This is a genomic window from Serratia sp. K1WW1 (assembly GCF_055790865.1).
In genome coordinates, this window is record NZ_CM147697.1 from 5,237,339 (window position 1) to 5,256,944 (window position 19,606).

At 50.5% G+C, this 19,606-nt stretch carries 13 protein-coding genes; 3 read left to right on the forward strand and 10 right to left on the reverse strand.

Annotated elements, in window-relative coordinates:
* Positions 1-225: 225 nt before the first annotated feature.
* The 3 genes from ACX9GU_RS23690 to ACX9GU_RS23700 are packed head-to-tail and all read right to left on the reverse strand — an operon-like array spanning position 226 to position 3,874.
* Entirely contained in the window at positions 226-1,410 is a 1,185-nt protein-coding gene (locus ACX9GU_RS23690; protein ID WP_473193118.1) for a M20 family metallopeptidase, read from the reverse strand.
* The gene (locus ACX9GU_RS23695) at positions 1,403-2,650 is read right to left on the reverse strand and encodes an allantoate amidohydrolase (protein ID WP_473193119.1); all 1,248 of its coding nucleotides are present in this window, start codon (positions 2,648-2,650) and stop codon (positions 1,403-1,405) included. The genes ACX9GU_RS23690 and ACX9GU_RS23695 overlap by 8 nt, the downstream gene beginning before the upstream one ends.
* Positions 2,651-2,653: 3 nt before the next feature.
* Positions 2,654-3,874, reverse strand: a complete 1,221-nt coding sequence (locus tag ACX9GU_RS23700; RefSeq protein ID WP_473193120.1) for a hypothetical protein — start codon at positions 3,872-3,874, stop codon at positions 2,654-2,656.
* Positions 3,875-4,320: 446 nt separating this feature from the next.
* On the opposite strand from ACX9GU_RS23700, the gene ACX9GU_RS23705 reads away from it, so the two are divergent.
* A complete protein-coding gene (locus ACX9GU_RS23705; RefSeq protein ID WP_473193121.1) occupies positions 4,321-5,634 on the forward strand; it encodes an NAD(P)/FAD-dependent oxidoreductase in 1,314 nt (437 codons plus the stop codon).
* Between the two features lie 198 nt (positions 5,635-5,832).
* On the opposite strand, the gene ACX9GU_RS23710 is transcribed toward ACX9GU_RS23705, so the two are convergent.
* The 6 genes from ACX9GU_RS23710 to ACX9GU_RS23735 form a co-directional block, all read right to left on the reverse strand.
* Positions 5,833-6,513: a fimbrial biogenesis chaperone gene (locus tag ACX9GU_RS23710; protein ID WP_473193122.1), complete on the reverse strand. Its 681-nt coding sequence runs from the start codon at positions 6,511-6,513 to the stop codon at positions 5,833-5,835.
* A gap of 8 nt (positions 6,514-6,521) precedes the next feature.
* Complete coding sequence (locus tag ACX9GU_RS23715; protein WP_473193123.1) at positions 6,522-8,111, reverse strand: fimbrial protein; 1,590 nt, start codon at positions 8,109-8,111, stop codon at positions 6,522-6,524.
* A gap of 14 nt (positions 8,112-8,125) precedes the next feature.
* Positions 8,126-10,588: a CS1-pili formation C-terminal domain-containing protein gene (locus tag ACX9GU_RS23720; protein ID WP_473193124.1), complete on the reverse strand. Its 2,463-nt coding sequence runs from the start codon at positions 10,586-10,588 to the stop codon at positions 8,126-8,128.
* 135 nt (positions 10,589-10,723) lie between these two features.
* Entirely contained in the window at positions 10,724-11,407 is a 684-nt protein-coding gene (locus ACX9GU_RS23725) for an EcpB family pilus assembly chaperone (protein WP_473195235.1), read from the reverse strand.
* Between the two features lie 65 nt (positions 11,408-11,472).
* Positions 11,473-12,069 carry a common pilus major fimbrillin subunit EcpA gene (gene ecpA / locus ACX9GU_RS23730; RefSeq protein ID WP_473193125.1) on the reverse strand — a complete coding sequence of 199 codons (597 nt, stop codon included), beginning with the start codon at positions 12,067-12,069 and terminating at the stop codon, positions 11,473-11,475.
* A 201-nt stretch (positions 12,070-12,270) separates the two neighbouring features.
* Positions 12,271-12,849, reverse strand: a complete 579-nt coding sequence (locus ACX9GU_RS23735; RefSeq protein WP_473193126.1) for a LuxR C-terminal-related transcriptional regulator — start codon at positions 12,847-12,849, stop codon at positions 12,271-12,273.
* Between the two features lie 1,373 nt (positions 12,850-14,222).
* Here ACX9GU_RS23735 and ACX9GU_RS23740 point away from each other — a divergent pair.
* On the forward strand, positions 14,223-14,960 hold the full coding sequence (locus tag ACX9GU_RS23740) for a LuxR family transcriptional regulator (RefSeq protein ID WP_473193127.1): 738 nt from the start codon (positions 14,223-14,225) through the stop codon (positions 14,958-14,960).
* Positions 14,961-15,098: 138 nt separating this feature from the next.
* Positions 15,099-15,971 carry a phosphorothioated DNA-binding restriction endonuclease gene (locus tag ACX9GU_RS23745; protein WP_473193128.1) on the forward strand — a complete coding sequence of 291 codons (873 nt, stop codon included), beginning with the start codon at positions 15,099-15,101 and terminating at the stop codon, positions 15,969-15,971.
* Positions 15,972-16,033: 62 nt separating this feature from the next.
* Here the strand turns inward: ACX9GU_RS23745 and ACX9GU_RS23750 are convergent, their stop codons facing one another.
* Positions 16,034-19,600, reverse strand: a complete 3,567-nt coding sequence (locus ACX9GU_RS23750) for an AAA domain-containing protein (protein WP_473193129.1) — start codon at positions 19,598-19,600, stop codon at positions 16,034-16,036.
* Positions 19,601-19,606 lie beyond the last annotated feature (6 nt).

The window sequence follows — 19,606 nt, forward strand, 5'->3', positions numbered from 1 at the left end:
TCTGTACACTCCCAAAAGGAGAGGGACCGATCGAGTCGGGTGAAAGTGTAGTGATTCATCATTAGCATCGGCTGACTCACCTTGGACGAAGGGGCGCTCGAGTTTGCTGTTATGACCTCTTTACTTCCAAATGAGCAGGGGCTAACAGCTCCCTCTCCCTGTGGGAGAGGGTTGGGGTGAGGGGTCGATCACCGCGCTCAATGTTGCCAAATAAAGCGATGGAACTTAAAACGCATCCTGCTGCAAGTAGCTCCAGGCATACTGCGCATACAGCTCCGCGCCGGTCGCCATCACGTCTTCATCGATATTGAAGCAGCCGTGGTGGTGCGCCCAGTCGGTGCCTTTCTCCGGGTTGCCGCAGCCCAACAGGGCAAAGCAACCGGGGATATTTTCAATAAAGAAGCTGAAATCCTCACCGCCGGTCGTCGGTTTCTCGGCAAACAGCACCTCGTCACCAAAGGCCGAACGCACCACCGATTGTGCCAGCAACGCGCTGCGCTCCTCGTTGATCACCGGCAAGGTACCGTAAGTGTATTCCACCTGTGCCGTCGCGCCGTAAATGGCCGCCGTATGCTCTGCGTAACGTTCAATCGCCGCCTTGATACGCTCACGTGCCTCGACGTTAAAGCAGCGCACCGTGCCGTCCAGCACCGCATTTTCGGCAATCACGTTAAACCGGGTGCCGACTTCCATTTTGCCAATGGTCACTACCGCTGACTCCAGCGGAGAAGTTTCACGGGAAACGATCGCCTGCACGTTCATCACGAAGGCCGAGGCGACAACCGCCGCATCCACACAGGCCTCTGGCATTGAGCCGTGGCCGCCGCGTCCTTTGAACTTCACCTTCAGCAAATCGGCAGAAGCAAAAGTGGAGCCGACATTACAAGACACCTTGCCCGATGGGCTGGTGGTCCAGATATGCATACCAAATGCGTTATCCACGCCCTCGATCGCGCCCTGCTTCACCATCTCACGTGCGCCCTGGGCAATCTCTTCGGCAGGTTGGAAAATCAGCCGCACGTTGCCACGCAGGCTTTCACGGTTTTCATACAAGGCTTTCGCCGCCGTCAGCAGCATGGCGGTGTGGGCATCGTGCCCACAGGCGTGCATCTTGCCGTCGGTTTGCGATTTATAACTTAATGAGTCGTTGAGTTCCTGCACCGGCAACGCATCCATATCGGCGCGTAAGGCCACGGTCTTGCCAGGCTGCCCACCGGTAATCTCGGCAATCACGCCCGTTGGCGTCGTCAGACGATAAGGAATACCAATCTCCTCCAGCGCTTGCGCCACCTTCTGGGTGGTGCGTACCTCTTCCCAAGGCAGTTCCGGGTGAGCATGCAGATCGCGACGGAACGCAATCATCGCCCCCACGTGGGCTTTAATGGATTGCGCGATAGCTTGATTAGTCATAACTGCTTGCCTCTGTGATCTCTTTTACCGTTTGAAAAATAACGTCGATGCCTTTCTGAATTTGCTCATAGTCGGTCCACTCGTCGGGGTGATGGCTCAGGCCGTCCTTGCTGGGCACGAACACCAGCCCCACGTCGGTGATACCGGCAAAAATCATCGCATCATGCCCGGCTCCGCTGACCATGGTCCGGTGGCTCAGGCCCAGCGCTTCGCTGTGTTTTTGTAGCTGGCTGTGGATACCGCCGTGCAGACGCGTCGGCTCTACCAGCAACGGTTGTTCAATCTGGCAGGCGATCCCCGCTCCGGCCTGCTGTTGAATACAGGCTTTGGTTTGCTCGACCACCTGTTGCAGCTTATCCAACCGTTTGGAACGGATATCGACGGTGAAAATCACCTTGCTCGGTATCACGTTCGCCCCGTTAGGGAACACCTGAATTTTCCCCGTGGTGGCGACCGTTTCATCACCGGCCTCGCGGGCAAAATCGCCAACGCGGGCGATCACCTGGCTGGCGGCCACCAGCGCATCATGGCGGCGATCCATCGGCGTGGTGCCCGCATGCCCGGCCTTACCGGTGATGGTGACAACCAACTGAGTGATACCGACGATCACGTCTACCAGACCAACGTCTAACCCTTCCTGTTCCAGCACCGGGCCTTGCTCAATATGCAGCTCGATAAACGCCTTGAGGGTTTGCGGCTCCCGCACCACGCTGGCCACCCGATCGGCATCAAAACCGACCTGCGCCATGCACTGTGCCGCCGATTGCCCCTGGCTATCGCGCAGACGGTGCAGCTCTTCAGCATCCACCTTACCTGCAATCGCACAGGAAGCCAGCAGGCCACGGCCAAAGCTGGCCCCTTCCTCTTCCACCAGCGCCACCACTTCTAGCGGATAACGCGGCAATAATCGATGTTCCTGGAACAGCTTGGCCACTTCCAACCCCATCACCACTCCGGCAGGGCCGTCGAAAGCGCCACCGTTGGGCACCGAGTCAAAGTGGGAGCCGATCATCACGCTCGGCAATGCCGGGTCCTGTGCCTGGCTCTTACCAAAGATATTGCCGATGGCATCCTCAAGTACGCTGAGGCCAGCCGCCTCCATCTGCGCCTTGATATAAGCCCGCGCCTGTTGGCCCTGCGGGCTGTAACTCATACGCGTCGTGCCTTCGCCCGGCGTCGCCGTAAACTCGGCCAGTTGTTCCAGGTGCTGCTGAATACGCAGCTGATTTGCATAGTTCATGACTTATCCTGCGATTGGGATGATGTAACCGACCATAACGCCTGCCAGCACCACGGAAACCATCGTTACGGAAATAAACCCGCCGACCAGCATTGGTGCCAACATATGGTGCGTCAGGATCTCACGCTCTTTTTCGTCTTTGGTCAGCGCCGTTATCGCTTCGTTGGTGATGATGTAATCCGCCGGGAAGCCATACATCGCCGTCAGGGAGATCGCGAAGGCCATCTCCATGCTAACGCCAAGGAATTTACCCACGATCCACGAGACGATAAACATGCCCGCCACCGCCACGCCGATCAGCACCAGCATCGGGAATACCAGCCGCAGCAGCATTTCCGGGGTTGCTCTGTTCAGGGTGTCAAAGATAAACAGCATCAGCCCCATCACCGCAAACCCGAAGCCGTTGGCCTTCTGCAGCGGTTGTTTTTCCAGGAAACCGATCGTGGCGGCCACTACGCCAAACAGCAAACACAGCACGAACGGGCTGATGGTGACCACCGGGGCCAGCAGGTCTGATACCAGATAAGCCAGGTAGCCTACCAGCGCCAGGCGCAGAAACTTGAAGTAGCTGGTGTTGTAATGGGCCGGGATCAGGCCAAACATACGCGGCATTTTTTCTTCCGCGCTGACCGTGGTTGGCATTTTATCGGCTGGCAATTGCGCGGCAGATTCGTGCCATTCGCCATTGCGATATTTTTGCAGCACCCGTTTGCCTTCCCGCTGCAGCATGATGGCGGTTAACGGATAACCGGCAAACCCTTGCATGACATAGATCAGGATTGCGAATACCGACAGATCAACCAGACCCGCACTGGCTGCCCCCTTCGACATGATCAATGCCGAAACAATGCCGCCAACCAATGGCGGAATGGTCACGATGGCGGTATTCATATCAAACATCAGCATGCAGGTCGCAAACACGGCGGCGATAATACCCGCGATCCCCGCCAGCGAGATCACAATGGTTTTCCATTGCCGCATCAGCTCAGGCACCGAGAGCAGCGTCCCCATGTTGGTGATCAGCAGATACATCAACATCACCGCTACCGCCGGTGTGATACCGGCCAGGCTGACGATATCCTTCGGGAAAAACGTCCAGTAGCCGAACAGGAACAACACCGCACAGACAAATACAGAAGGGATCCAGGCTTTAGTACGCACGGATACCGCATCTCCCAGGTATAAAATCACCATTACAATCAAAAGCGCTAACATCTGTGACATAGAATATTTCCGTTCTTATATTTTTTAGAAATCCGTTTAGGATAGTTAAATCCACTAAGTTACAATGACAATGTAGTTAACAACTCTGCTATTCTGGGCGGGGATAGCCGATTTTCAGAAGAAAACCTCAGGAAATGGGTCATTCTCACCAATTCCGATACTAAACAGCTATGGCTGGGGAATAAAGGAAAAAATCAGAAATAAATCTGCTGAGTGACCTTAATTTCTGTCATAGAGGCTCGCCCAGATTGCACTCCCCGGCCAATTGGCAAAATGCGGTAATCCAATGAGGTGCCTCAATGCTTAACGGTTGCTTATAAATAACTGACCGTCAATAAATTGGGGGGAATGAGCAACGGTTGAATCTGCTGGTTCAGGCTAGCGAAATGTTTTATAACCCTATTTAGTGACCTTGAGTGGCAAACATTTTGAAAAGGACCTTGAGTTTGAAATATGCATCGGTGCCGTTAAATCAAAACCAAAATGGTTGGTTAAAACCTGACCTTCGCCCCACCGTTTACCCAACGCTGATCGGCGATACCGAGGCTGACTGGGTAGTGGTGGGCTGCGGCTTCGCGGGGATTTCCTTCGCCAGAAGGCTGGCCAACCACGATCCCAAACTGAAGATCCTCATCGTTGATTCGGCCTGTGCGGCTGAGAGTTCTTCGGCCAGAAATTCAGGATTTATTATCGGGTTATCCCATAATATCGGCAGCTCTACGGCGGAGTTGAAAAAAGCCCAGTCGTATCGTTCTTTATTACAAGAAGGGATCAATCAATTAACCCAACAAATTGAGCAACAGGGGATCGAATGCGAATGGGAGAATGCCGGAAAATATCACTGCCAGGTGGATGCTACTAATCAGCGGGTGCTCAAAGAATATACCGATAATCTCGATGCCATGAACGAGCCTTATCAAATAATGGATAAGGAAGCGCTGTATCGAAAATTGGGTACTCGTTTTTATAATAAGGGCATCTATACCCCAAGCTCGATCCTGGTTAATCCTGCCAGCCTGATCGTTGGTCTGGCAAATAATCTGCCGGACAACGTGACGATGTATAACCATACCCCGGTGATGGCGATCCGGCACGGTAGCGTGACGCAGGTGGTCACCCCCTTCGGCACGATTAAAACGGCCAACGTGATGCTAGCCACCAACGCCCTCTCCAGAGAGCTGGCTCCGGTTACCAGCCAGCAGGCGGCAATGGCTACCTTCGCCAGCATCACCGCGCCACTAACCGCAGAGCAACGCCAAAAGCTGCCAACCATGAGCAGTTGGGGGCTTACTCCGGTCAACGCGATCGCTGGAGCAACGGTGCGCTATACCCAGGATCACCGTTTCCTGATCCGCCAACATGTGACGCCAGCCTTGAACGGCCGGATCACCGCTGCGCAGACCTATCAGGCAACCCTGTTGCATCAGCAGATTTTCAACAAGATTTACCCACAACTGCGGGATGTGCCGCTGACAAGTACCTGGTCTGGCACCATCAGCGTCACCCGCAATGGCGCGCCGGTTTGGGGCGAGTTGAAGAAAGGCATTTATACCGCCGGGGGCTGTAACGGCGCAGGCGTGTCCAAGCAAACCATTGCCGGGACGTTATTGGCAGACTATGCGCTGGGGATAGACCATCCACTGATTGGCGCGATGCAGGAACTCGGTAAGGCAAACTACCTGCCGCCTTCGCCGGTGCTGGATATTGCGATTGGCGTTTCTTTGATGAAAGAGCGTTATCTGGGGCGTAAGGAAGTCTAGCTTCGGCTTTGTCGATGGCCCCTCACCCTAGCCCTCTCCCAAAAGGAGAGGGGACCGATCGAATATCTCTGAAATTGTAGTTATTCACCTTGAATGAGGTGGTGAACACGTTGGCTGAGATGCAATCTTTACGGCCACAAGAGCAGGGACTATCAGCTCCCTCTCCCTATGTGGGAGGGTTGGGGCACACAGTAACCCCTACTCCTGCCACTGCTCGAAACACTGCTCCCCAAGCCGCTGATACTTGTTGAAACCGATAATAAACTTGCGATTCTGCCCGCGCAGTTCTGCCCCGCTGTAGCTTTCCCCCGGCAGCAGATTGAACACCTTGGCGGCGTCATCCTGCCCATCGCAGCCCTGATGGATCATCACACGGAAGTAGGTATTGCCGGTGTTTTTCAACACCCCGGCCAGCGGATCATAGTGATAAGTGAAACGCATCTTGCGCGGGCGAACCACCATGATGGTATCTAGCGCCATGGTCGGAGATACCAGCGGTGTCTTGTCTTCCCCCTGCATCTCCATTAAGTTGGCCGGGATTTCTTGGATCACTATGCGATAATAGCGCTCGCGCTCGTCCGCCGGGCCGCGATAGAAGATCTTGAAATATTCCCACGCTCCCGGCTCCAGTATTTTGCGCAGTGGGGTATAGAGCAGTTCGCCCTGTTCTAGCGGCTGAGGTTGTTCATCAACCCCCGGTTTGGCAATCCGATAGGCCCCGATCACATACAGATTGGTCTCTTTGGTGTTGTTAACAAACTGGCGCGAGAAGAAGTTTCGATCGCTCTCCAGAGTAAATACTCCGGACGAGAGATAAACCGCCTGAGCCGGAAACACCAGCATCAGCCCCGCTAGCCACCACCCTAGTCTTATCGTCATTTTCAATCCTAATGGACATCAGGACCGGTCCAGACCGCCCTGACCCTTACCTCACCGGTGGCGCTGACAATCCCCATCCAATCCCGCCCATCCATGGTCCACATCGAATTGCCCTCATTCATCGGAAAGCTGAGAGACAACTCGGTGCGATAAAAGCTGCCGTCGTTTTGTGAGGGAACCGGCCAGGCGGTTCTTACCCAACGAGCCGCATTCAGGCTGATAGGTACATCATCACAGCTGGCACGCGTGCGGACAACTTGCCCGACGTTATCGGTATAAGCCAGATAGGCCGAGAACGGCACCCTAAGCTTACCGTCGGTAGAGGAAAAGACGCAGTACGGGCGCCCATTGACCTGCCCTGCCGGACCGTAAACCTGCGCGGTAATGCTATCAGCCTGCCTTGGGCCTGAGGTAGTCACAATATAGTCGAACACGATCGGCGGTTCTGTGCTGCCGACTTTGCCTTCACGCTTGGGATTAAGCACCTGGTCTTTGGAGATAATGCTAATCCCATAATCGCGCGGGATCAGCAAGATAGTGTTCGAAGGCGAGAATTCGTAATATCCGGACTGCGGCGCCACCGTACTGGTGAACAGGAAAGTGAAGAAATCCTGGCTGTGGCTCAGATCCACCCCCCGATCGATCAGGTTCTTCAGGAAGGTCTGCGATAAAAAGACATAAATACCGCCGTTACCGGCTTTGATCAAATTCGCCGCGTTGGTCGTGGCGCTGTAGTTCACCCAACCACTGGCACCATCGGCACTCAGGCGAATGGTATTTGCCGCAGGCGTAAACCCAAGCGCAGCAGTGTTGAGCTTCATGTTCATGCGCATCGGCGAAAGGGTACTCCCCTGCATCTGATATGACACCAGCTTACAGATCGCGCCACTCAGTGAGCCAATGTAGCCCACAGAGCAGAACTGAGAACCCGTTCCCATCACCGGATTGCCATTGCTGTCGATAAAAATTTCCTGCAGTGCGTTGGTAGATTCCAACCGCAAATTACCCGCTTTGGTGATGGTGAACTCATGGCTGGTCTGCGAGCCGCCTACGCTAACGCAGCTTTGCCCTGCTGCAGGGTTGTAGTCTGTGCGGGTAGAGCAGAAGCGGTATTTATAAATCTCGGTCAAGCCTACCGACACATTTTTAAAATACTCATAAGCCGAATCAGAGAAAATACCACGTCCATAACGCGCTTCGCCGTTGCTGGTGTTAACCTCCACGTGATAAACGCCATTATCGCCAATATAGCCCGGCAGATAACCGTTAGAGGGGCAAGCGCTACCATTATTCATACAGCGGTTACCGATAAATGGCCGAGCGATGGGAGAATCCTCCAGCCAGATATCGGCGAACGAATTGGTCTGGATCAGCCCGGTATAGCCCATATAGCCCAAACTGCGTTGATCGCCTGACGCATATTTGGTAAACGCGTTGGCACCGCTGAAACGGGGATCGGTGCTCTGTGGCGTGATGAAGTACTCTCCATCCACCTGATTTTCGATAAAGAAATAACTGTTGCTCACGTTGGCCGCCTGGCTAGAGAAAGAAGCCAGCATCAGTACCCCAGCCAACTGGCAAATATTACGCAGTTTCATGTCATACCCTTTGCTCATCGTTGTGCCAGAATGGTCTGCACGTTGCACACCACATCGCCGACCCACTTCACGCCCTTGGCCTTGGCCAAGTCCAGATCGACTTCGCAAATGCCATTATCTGGCATGGTCAATGACACGCTCGGGTAGCGTTTATCAACGTCCATCTGGAAGGCGCCCGTCGCATCCGTAATGGTTTTACCGATGTGGTTACGCACAGCGGCATTGGCGATCGCCCGGCCATTTTCCATGGTCATACGGCCAAACACCGTCACTAATTGTTTCACTTCCGGCTCATAAACGGCGACGTTGCCCGGATACAGCGTGACATTGCGAGTGCGCCCCTTGACGATGTCAAAGCTGTCCATCGAGTTTTTATCGTTCATCAGTTCCACCTTGTAACTTGAGTACGGCGGCAACGGGATAAAGTTATTCTTACCGCTCAGCGGATAGCTGCGGCCATCGATCTGAGCCGACAGCACCGCATCGTCGATGAAGCCGGTTTTTACCAACACCCCGGACTTCTCCTGAATACCGCTGGCGGCGAAGTTCTTATCGCTATAGGCCACCGCACCGCGCGCAGTCAGGTTGCCATTGAGGCGATTGTTGTCAGGCCGTGAGAGCGACAAGGTGCCCGCGCTGTATTTGGTATCAAAGGCTGCATAGCCAGAGGCCGAATAAGCGCTGTCACCGTTGTGCTTATCCTTGACCAGCTTGGCCAGGTTGAAACCGGCAGAGGTAAACGCCGAGTCATCGAAGCTCTTGTTGCCGGCCAGGTTGGCCCGCACGTTGCCATTGTTGGAAGACACACCGGTGCTTAACCAGGCGGCCAGCGGCAAAGAGAAGTCCAGCGAGATATAGCGCTGGTTGGTGCTATTGGACTGGAAATCATAGCGATAACGCTGGATACCGGCGCGTAGATTGACCGTGCCATAACGCCCGGAGAATAGTGACGTGGAGTATTCCAGGTTGTTAGAGGTACTACGTTCGCGCTTATCTACCGTGCGGCTAAGCGTAAGCTGCCCACCACGTTCAAAGAACCGGCTCAGGCTGAGGGTTCCGCCATAGGAATAGCTGTCCGACTCATAGACCGGCAACCCCTTACCGATATGGCTCTTCTCCCGGTTGGCCCACACGCTGCCGAAGCCCTTCGGTAGCATAAGGCTGGCGCTTAAAATATTGCGGTAACGCCCGCCCTGTGACAGCAACCCCTGCCAGCCCAAGCTCGCGAACTGGTTCACGTTGAGGTTGATCGAAGTTTCATTCACCACCTTCTTGTCGAAGGTATAGGTCGAGGTTTGCACCGCCAGGCCAAATATCGCCGGAACCGAGGCGATCTTGAGAATTTCCGGGATCGACATCGCCGCCGACGCCCCTGCCAGATAGGTTTCGTTGGTGGAACTGTCGTTGGTGCGGTTATTGCGGTTGTCGTAATTTACATATCCGCCATATAGCTGCCAGTTCAGTTCTTGCGCTACGCCATTACTGCCAGAGAAGGCTTTGTTGATCGTCTGGCGCATACGCGAATGGGTTTTGCCGTCGATCACCACTTCGACATCAACGTCATAAATCCCATACGGCAGGCGGCTGGTATCGACCTCAAAGCTACCCATCGGGAAATTCTGGATGCTCAACAGACGCCCCTGCCGGTAGATATGGACTTCACCCGCGCTAGGTAAGAATACGGTAATTGGCGTTAGTGAATATTGGGTATTCTGGATCTTGGTAGCGGACTTATTGCCATAGGTGACGCCATACACCTTGCTGGAGTTAAGTGCCGACAGGCTCCCCAACGATTGCAGGTTCCAGGTGTCAACCAAGCCAAATGCCAGACGGCGCCCGCCCATGTCCCGTTCATACATGGCACGGTAAAGCTGAGAATCCTGCTGAGACTCCCCAATACCGTAAAACGAGCCGTTCACATTGAAATGATGCTCCGCAAAGCCGAAGGTGTTATCCAGGGTCAGATAGTTATTTGAGGTGTTCTCACCCTTTTTTAACTGCGAGCGGTAAACACCGAGATCGTAATTCAGCACCGAACTGAAATGCGGCACCGAAGAGAGTCCCAGCAGACTCGTTCGTGGGATAATAGCGGTCCCTAAGCTTTTTTCACTCACGTCCAGCGTCAGTACAAATGAACGGATATTCAGGTTCAGATCGGCATCGGACGAAACGGCAATATGGGTATTTTGATCAAAGAAACGATCTTTCAGACCGCGGATCAATGTCTGGGTCGTTTCCGCCAACGTTGCCCCTTCAGACTCTTCCGCCAGCGTAATATCTCTTATCATCAGGCGGTCTTTTTCCAGCACCACCAGCGCATCCGCTACCTTTTGTTTTTCTTGTTGGTCGCCACCTTTGTAACGTAGCAGTACAGGAATGGTCATACCTTCGGTCAGCGCCTGACCAAATACCCCCGGGATAAGATAATTTCCTAAACGAACATCCTGTAGGTTTCTGGCGTTAGCCTGCATAGACATCAGAGCTGCAGCAATACATAGCGCTACAGCCTTGGTTCTTGTCCTTAAGATGAAATTATTACCCATTTGCTTCCCCAAATAGCCCCCTAATCCACACCTGGAAAACATTCACGATGCAGGTAATGAGTAAAGAGGCTATTTCACGTTGATATAATCTTCGTTGTGCCAAATGCCAACGCTGAGTTTTTGATTATTGATATCAACAAATTTCAAATGCACGCCTAATCCCGGCATAACGTAATAACGCTCACGGCATCCTTTAGTTTTCTCTTCACTGGTCTGTGGCTGCTTACAGGGGCCAAATGCCACCACGCGGAAAGAACTGTTTCCGGTGTTATAAGCAACACCATCTCGGTATTGATAATCGAACTTATCCTTCCGTGGTGTGACGACCATAATGGTACTAATGGTTGCTGAGGTGGTTGCCGAAGCGGCTTTTTTGGTCTTTGACAGCCCCTCTTCGGAAACCGGATTATCATTCCAGATTAAACGGTAATAACGCTCCTTATCGTCCTTCGGCCCGGAATAGAAAACACGGAAAACATCTTTACCCTTGCCGGGCAAAATCAGGTTGGATGGCGTGGCCATGATTTCCTGCTTGCTCTCCATTGGGATCACTTCGCCCCCTTCCATCGGGGAGGAAATACGCTCGACCCTCAGGCTGACCAGACGGGCATCATCCACGGTATTAATCACCTCCTTGGCGATAACGCTCTGGTCAGGGGAAATGATTGATGTAATCGCGCCAACGTTAATTGCACCGGCGTGAGTACAATAAAATAGTGCTGAGCACATCAGCGTAGGAAACCATCTGTTCATCATGCGTTCCATAAGGATCGGGGCTATCCACCCCGATCCTGACTACGTTAAGACAACAAAATCACTTACAGAGTGGTGAAAGTACCGTCCCAAGTTGCTGTGAATTCAACGTTTACGTTGCCATCCCAGTAACCATCGGTCAGGTCTTTGAACGCAGTATCAGTACCCGCAACGGTCGCTTTCGCGATATCAAAGGCGAACACGCCCTGAGTGCTGGTACGGTTAGCACCAGCATAAGCACTTTCCATAGCCAGAGCAGACAGGCCAGCGCTGATGCCTGCTGAAGTATCGATCATCACCATATCGCTGCTTTCAGACAGTGCTTTACCATTCCACTTAACGCCAACGGTCAGCGCAGAGTCATCGCTGGCGCGGTTCAGGGTGTTGGAGATGATTTTAGAGGTCAGTTTGAAATCACTCGCGCCAGACTGGCCAGCGATGGTGATATCGAATGCGCCGTCTTGAGAGTTAAAACGCTCCAGACCTTCTGCGTAATTAAAGGTCAGTGACTTTATCGGGGTAACAACCAGCATGCTGCTGGTATCTTTAATGGCTTTTGCATCCCAAGACGCTGTCGCGTTCGCAGTACGAGTGTCCGCATTAGCCAGATTAATTGTTCCCAACGCTGAAGCTGCAATCAAAGCCAGAGCTAACTTCTTCATAAAATTTCTTCCTTTATTTATATCAATTAATTTCCCGCCAATATTCACTGGCGTGGCACAATAAATGCGACACAAGGGCGCATTCGAAAACTAAATTTTCGAAAAGGTCCTACAGCAATTAAACAATAAAAATCCTGCAATATAAAAGCATCGCATATTTTATTTGGTTTTGATAACCCTATGACAATAGGTAGTTATAGTTTATCTGACAGAAAAATAGGCTCGAGTGAAAATATCAGTCATTTTAGTCAACCCCATCTTGCCCAAAATATTATGGCGCAGGGCATAAACTGTTTTAGGACTAAGCCGCAACCTGCTGGCAAGATCACCCACGGTGACACCATGGATCAGAGTGCGTAATAAACATATCTCACGCGAAGACAGCCTGACTTGCGATGTTGAAGAAACCTGTTCCCCGGCAATAACATGATCGATTTTAGCAAAAATATCACTGGATGCCCCCGTTCTCTGGATCACAGAATCAACCTGCCGAAACATGCTCTTATAGTAATTGGCCAAGGGTAACAGGTAACTATCGGTTACCAGCACAACGCGATTATAAGCAGAATACATTAGCCAGTCCTGCTCCAGAAAAAGGCGCAGGTTAGCCAATTGAAAGTCAATAAATACGACTTTGAGTTGCTCTGTGGAAGTATTAATTGAGTCACAGTAGCCTACGATACCTTCATGGAAATACTTATTGGTATCAGGCCAGGTTAAAGGTCTTTTTGAGCGAGCACCGCCCTGTGGTGAATACCCACAATCTACTATCTTTAACATAAGACTCCCTTCCTTTCTTCTTCACTTACCAACTCCATTACGCCGCTGGACTAGCAGAATACTATTTTCAAAAACTAAGTTATTTCCTAAGTTTCAAAACAATATTAATGGCGAAAAACAATTATTCAAAATCGGTTAAAACGATCGCATAAGCCTATATTCATCGCCAATACCTATCAAGTTGTTATTATCCACTCTGGGAATGGCCGGGATTAATGGTATATATTCCAGTTCAAATAACAAATTAGGAGGCTTATAGTAAACTAAGAATATTCTCTATTTTTATCCTGATTTAAAAATAAGTGTTTTCTTATCACCTACTGACACAGCGGTAGAAAAAGGGTATTAACAAGCAAATAACTCGGAAGGGTAGTCAAGAATATTTCCATACTGGTAACGGTAAAACGAGCTGCTTGACTCATTAGCCAGAATAGTCTGTTCTCACCCCATTTAGTAGACACGAAAATGCAACATAATGGCAACGTAATGGTTATTTAATGAACGACTCTAGGGTTGTTATTTGTGATTAACATCACTTTTTCATAAAAAATAAATCATTTCTATCTCAAACAAGCCCGTTTGAGAGCCATTTCAAGGCCTCCAGCCCAATGCTGAGACCTCACTTTTTAGCTATCGGTGAGGATCAAGTTTCGGGTCACCGTGACAACAATCTATTGGGCAACGCAATGATCTCACCCGACAAGAGGTGCCAGACTCCTCCTCCATTCGGGAACAAGGCAAAATCACCGGCTGGCCGTACAGCATGTCCCCCTTCGGCACGGACCAGCCCACCTGCTGTAGATACAGGATGTATCCAGAGAAGTCCTGCATGGCGAACCTATTCCCCCCAATGATAACAATAACCCGATTAGCGTCTTATAGCAGGCTGAAACAGCAAAAACGCGGACTCAATATAGCTATATTGAGGTCTTGCAAGAGTTTTTCGTTATAAAAACAGGCCCAAGACTGATCAAATAATGATCAGGTGATAGTGAATTACCAACGCAGCCCTTAGTAATCACATCGGATAATGACAAGCGTTAGCAGCAAGAATATCAATGCAGATGCCGTGCTAACGCAATGTTTAGCGTGAGGCAATACTAATCCTAAGCCAAATAATGGTGATAGACAGCCAAAATCCGACACTGAGCGCTTGCCTCAACCAAGAAGATGGCCTTAAGATAATGGCAGTAAAAATTTCCCTGGTGTTGGCCAATGTGGCAACCTGACCCAACGAGGTCAGGTTTTTTTTGCTCTTTTATCGAAACTCGCAGGCAAGCCAGTATATTAGCTGGCGTTCAATAACGGTTAGGTTAAACTATTGTTCAACAAGTTATGTTAGTAGCGTTATTATTTCATATTGAGGTAATTTGATGTCTACATTATTCTCTGCTAGCCAAAATGAAAAAAATGCATTCAAAAACCATCTGGATAAACAAATAGCAGAATTTGGCGATTTCAAATACGCCTATTTGATACTTAACAAGAAAGACTTTATGGAGACGTTGATAACCTCCAATTACCCAAGCCAATGGATTGATATCTATAAAGAAAGGAACTACCAATGCATCGATCCCGTGGTACTCTCCGCCCTGCAAAGAGTCTCTCCATTTTCCTGGGATGAAAGCACACCAATAAACCCAAGGCTAAAACCCTCAGATATATTCAGCCATGCAAAGAACTATAATATTACCACTGGCTATACCTTTGTATTGCATGACCACGATCATAATTTGGCGATGCTGACGCTGACGCTTAATGACAGCAAATCCATCGATATAGAGGGCCAAATTCACCCTAACAAAGCCCGTTTGCAGATGCTGTTGGCTAACGTCCACGAAAGGTTCACCACCCACCTCCGGGAAACCGCGCAAAATAATCGTGATAACCCCAGCGTAGAACAAGATCCCCTGACAACGCGGGAGAACGAAGTGCTCTATTGGGCCAGCATGGGGAAAACCTACCCGGAAATTGCCATTATTTTAGACGTGAAGATACGTACGGTGAAATTCCATATTGGCAATATTGTGAAAAAGATGGGCGTGACCAATGCCAAACACGCCATCAGGCTGGGGGCGGAGTGGCAGCTTGTCAAACCGATCACGGGTTGAAATAAAGACTCCCGCTGACCTTGTAAGAAAGTCGGTTAAGGTGTGGACTGAGCGCCTGATGCCTGCCTAGAAGCTATTGAATCCCTTTCGTTTTGCGAGCATGATCGCAACCATTACCTATGCCCGCAGGACGCACAGATGAAAACCAGCCAGGAACTGCAAACCGCCATCACTCATCTGACCGTGTGGCGCAAAGGCGATCAGCGCGCACCACATAAGCCGTTATTGCTGCTGTATGTGCTCTCCCAATATCAGCAAGGGCACGAGCGGCTGTTCAATTATGGCGAGGAAATCCACTCCCCCTTGCTGGCATTACTCAATAGCTTTGGCCCACAACGGCGTGACCATTACCCCACCATGCCGTTCTGGCGTTTGCGCGGTGACGGGTTCTGGGAGTTACAGAATGCAGAGCTTTGCAGCCTGCAGAAAGGCAGCAAAGAGCCACCGAAGCGGGAAATTATCGAACATGGCGTTAGCGGTGGCTTCGACGAAGAAAGCTTTCAGCTGCTACGCACCCAACCCGCTCTGATCGACAAGCTTGCACAGCAAATTCTGTGTGAGCATTTCCCCGACAGCGTTCAAGAGTTGATAGCCAACCGCCTGGACTTTCAGCTTGATGGAATACGTAAAGCACGTGACCCGGCATTCCGGCAAACGATCTTACGCGCCTATAACTATCAATGCGCGGTGTGTGGCTACAACCTGCAGCACGACACTACGCCCGTTGGCTTAGAGGCGGCGCATATCAAATGGAAGCAACACGGCGGCCCTTGCACCGTGACCAACGGATTAGCGCTGTGCTCATTGCACCACTCTGCATTCGATATGGGAGCCATCGGGCTCGACGACGGCATGAAACTGTTGGTTTCAGCAGGTGTGAACGGTACCCATATGATCGAGCAATTGTTCTGGAACTTTGCAGGGAAGACGATTAGGTTGCCAAAGATCGCTGAACATTATCCTTTGGATAAGTTTGTGGAGTGGCATCGGGGGCAGGTATTTAAGGGGTGAGGTGCAGCAGAGATATCATGTACCCACCTCATTCTTCTCTGCCCGCGCATAGCCTGTATCCGTCACGATGTTTCCTCTGCTGCGGCATTGTTTAGTGCTTGGGTTTTGTGATGCGCTTTGACACGAGCCTGTAAAGCATTGAGCTGCACCTGAGTTTCCTGGGCAAGATTGCCGCTATAGAGCATGGATGTCTCCATATTCTGGTATTTCCCTTCACGCGCGGCACTGCCCCAGTTATAGGAACCGACGCACATGACCTGCTCATCGGCCATCACCAGCTTGCTATGAACCTGATTAACCACATACACCTGAATCCCACAGTCACATAAAGCCTCACAGCACTGTTTAAATCGCTGATTCTTTTCAATATTGTATTGATTGTTCTGATGAGTATTAAAACGGTAATCAGTATGAACATAAACCTCAATGCCACGTTCAACCGCAGCTTGCATATGATTTAAGTAGCCTGTTGTCGTGAGTTGAGGAAGCAGGATCCAAGGTGAAACCATATCTAGCCGGTGTTGCACCGCATCCAGCAACTCAAGGAAAAATCGATCGTGCTCTTCGCAGCCATTAATGATTTTTGGCTCAGGGCAAAACGCCACTAAATCAGGCCGAGTCCCAACGGCAAAACTGAGTTGACTGTCTTCGCGTGCAAACAGATATTGCCCAAGCAAATGTCTTGGTGTGCCTCTGGGTGACGAGGAGATAACATCCATATCGCCAAACACCAGGAAACTATCTTTCGCGCGGGATACAGCAACGTTGAGCATTGATGGGTCGCTATCAATAAAGCCCCCGTTGTTATGACGAGAGTAAACGGCAGAAAATAGCACCACTTTTCTTTCCGCCCCTTGCAGAGCATGCACAGTACCGATGGTCATTTCGCCCTCACCTCGTCCCACCTTGATCTCATGGCTCCTGCAAGCCTCTGCCAACAATCGCTCCTGAGCTTTGAAAGGGGTGATGACTCCCACAAGATCTTCCAACTTGGCACCATAAGCTTTTTCTAACTCACTACGCTTTTCTGCCAACCAGCGGGCGATAGTCTCAGCCTCCAACCGATTAATACAGCTGCCCCCAACGGGCGATTCCGCCATACCGTCGATATGTAAATAGCCAAGGGCGGGCAATAGGGGTTTATCGCCCTCCAACTCATCAAACTTTCCACGTTTTGGTTGGAGCAATCCTTGGTAACAAAGGTCATTACAGAAAGAAATAATCTCATCAAAACAGCGCCGGTGCTCTCTTAAAAACATGCCCGGCTCTGCATCTTCTAAATAGCGATACTGACTCGCCGATTGCGCGATACGCATGACACTGCCATCCACGACGGAACGTCCATGAGCACAAATATCGCTATATTCATCCAAATTAGACGACAGCCGATGCTGCAAAAGGTTGCCAACATCAACGCGCCGAGACTGGTTGCTTACCGGTTTGATTTGATGCACATCACCTATCACCAATGCTCGCTTAGCTAAAGCGAAAGAAGCCGCCGCAACATCAGGGGCTACCTGACCAGCCTCATCCACAATCAGTAGGTCTATTTCATTAATCAGGTAGTCATCACGAAACTTGCCTTCCCCCTCGAACACTTTAAAAGTCATATGACCAGGTAAAGAGTGAAGCGTAGAGACGATACAAGGGGTGAGCTTCATCCGACGCAACCAGCGGGGACGCACTAATTTCAATCCCATTTTTTCTTTGCCGGACTGTTTCTGCGTGATCAGATCATTTTCCTGCTCACGACAATCCAGCAACCAGCGGGCCTCCCAATAATGGACTGCAAGCTGGAATAGCTTAAACCGTAGCGAGATATCCAAAACCTTGTCGAGATCATCGAGATTTTTAATATCTTCAGTTACAGGTATCAATGGTAATACCTTCTCCCTCCATAGTTCTTCCGCCAAGGCTTTCTCTGCGAGCAACACATTCCAGCGATCCAACACCGATTCAGCTTGCTTCATGGCCTCTCGTTGCCCATCAATCCATTGAGATAACGCGGTTTCAGGCTCTCTAGTGTCGTAAGCATTAACAATGCTCCGCGCCACTGGACTAAAATGACCTTCGATAAATAGCTCTCGCAGCAACCTGCGCTTTCTGGCTATTAACGGAACAGAGTGCAATAGCGTCAACCATATCGGCTCATCGGCGCAAAACTGTTTCCACTGCGAAAGATCCTGGCTAACCAGTTCAAGTTCATGAGACAGAGCAGCAATCTCAACCAACTTGTTCTCTTTCGCAATTTCAGGAGCAAAACTCATCGCTTCATTACAACAATTTGTTGTACGATCCAGTTCATGCCATGCATTTTGCAGAAGCTCAAATTGCCGATGGCAGGTCTTGAGTTCAGCATGCAGTCGCGTTTTAACTTTCAGTACCGAGTCTAAAGAAGCATCTTCTAAGACCTCTTTAGCTTTAAGCAAAAAAACCAACTCGGCCTGTTCGAAATATTCAGGATCTTCTAAGGTTCGATAAAAAGAAGCTGTCTGGTAATTTTTCGTCGCCTCACTTTCCAGGCTAGCGGCAGGGAAATAACCGCCATAGCTCTTTATCTCTGGCAACCAATGGCCACTGAGAGGTTCATCGTTTTCTTCAAAATCCTTACCAAACGCTTCAATGATATTCGTCACCGCCTGGTTATTGGTAGAGGCAGCAATAATCAGCGGAGGCTCCTGCTCCTTAAGCGCCGCATTAACCCACATTGAAGCGACAACGGAGAGCACGAACGTTGTCTTACCGGTCCCTGGGGGGCCATTTATCGCCAGAATATCGCCCTCATCCATGGCTAATACCTGGGCTAAGGCATCTCGCTGTGCATCCGCGAGAGGAAATTTTGAGTTGGAGTGGCCACTGCGAACCGCCATAACGGATAACGAGTCAATACAGGGCCGATAGGTATTCTTATTAACCAATGCATAGCTTTCTACCAGAGGAATCGAAACCTCACGGTCATTGAGCCAGTCATAGAGCTTTAAAACATTACGCGTGCTGTTACTGACCACATCACACTTAAGCAGATAGCCTTTCTTTTCGTTCTTATAGCGCTCTTTTAATAATTCACTGTCATTGCAGAGTTTCTTAAACAAGTCACGGGTAACCTTACAATAGCGGTTCCATGGCTCAGTGGTTTGGCCCGTTTCAAACAATGAATGCGCCTCTTGCTCAGAGTAGAAGTGAGACCCGAACTCATCTAAAAAGCTATCCAGGGCTTTGACTGATGTGATCGTGAATTTGTCGTCATTTTGCGGTGACAGGAGATCTCGTGGAATAACAGGACAAGAACTGGGTAGAAAGAAACCCTTACGATCAACCCAAAGAGTACAAACAACGGGGGTAATCACTTCGGGGGAAGAACCGGTATATTTCTTACCATGCTCGTGTTTGAGCTCATAAGCCGTGGGCCGGTATATCACTTGAACAAGCTGTACATTGTTCGGCTCACTCTTAAAAAGAGCCGCCAATTCCCTGCTCTCTTCCTCTAAACGGCCTTTGCCTAGCGTATTAGCCGACACAGACAGATGGCGATGGAATTCTTTCAGCGTTATTGCCCCTTTGCTACTTTCTGCATCCGCTAAAGAATTACGCCAATAGCGCAACCACTGCCTTGTGACCGTTGAACTCATAACCCT